Origin of the sequence: Campylobacter sp. MIT 21-1684, assembly GCF_026241315.1 — a bacterium.
Classification (GTDB): Bacteria; Campylobacterota; Campylobacteria; order Campylobacterales; family Campylobacteraceae; genus Campylobacter_D.
This window is the reverse complement of sequence record NZ_JAPHNA010000061.1, coordinates 1-771: the sequence shown is the minus strand read 5'-3', so window position 1 is coordinate 771 and position 771 is coordinate 1. Positions and strand designations below refer to the sequence as shown.

Annotated in this window: 1 protein-coding gene; it reads left to right on the top strand. The window is 30.1% G+C overall.

The window, feature by feature from the left end:
* The coding region (locus tag OQH62_RS08555) for a hypothetical protein (protein ID WP_323053661.1) at positions 1-652 on the top strand (652 nt) is incomplete at its 5' end.
* Positions 653-771 lie beyond the last annotated feature (119 nt).

The following is a 771-nucleotide window of genomic DNA, read 5'->3' as shown; positions in this document are numbered from 1 at the left end:
ACATACCAAAGTTATAACTTTTTTAAAAGTATTTTTAGCTGCTCTTAGTTTCTTATTTTTCATTGGCTTTGGCTTTTCTATTTATAAAAACACTTATAATGGTATCAATTTACAAGGACAAGAAACAAAGATTTTTCAATACAATGATATTGCTTATGACCTTTCTCAATGGAAACTTTTTAATGGAGTAATGTTTGCAAGATTCAAAGATGAAAAGAAAAACATACAATATGAGATAAATATACGCGATGGAAAGTTGAATGGAGAAATTACAACCTACTATCCAAACGGAAACTTAAAATCTGTAGGAAGCTATAAAGAGAATACAAAAGATGATGGCTGTGCATTATATTATTATGAAAATGGGAATGTAGAAGCAAAGTTTTGTTTTAAAAACGGACAACAACACGGAATCCAAGAAATGTTTTATAAAAATGGCAATAAAAAATCACAAAGTTATTATCGCGAAGGTCAAGCACTTGGAGATCAGTTCTTTTTTAGAGAGAATGGAACATTATTGTATAAAGTAGATAACACCAATGAAACCATAGAGGAATTTGATGAGGAAGGAAAAGCATCAGTCATAGACTTGAATGAGGAAAACAAACAAAAAATAAGAAAAAAAATGGAGGAAATACTATGGAAGAATTAAGCTGGAAAGGTTTTGCAAGATATTTATTACGAAAAAAATATGAGCAATTGCTAGAACCCTTATGGGATTCAAAAAAATATAGGGAAATGCAGAAAGATACCCTAGCACATTTCTCCTCC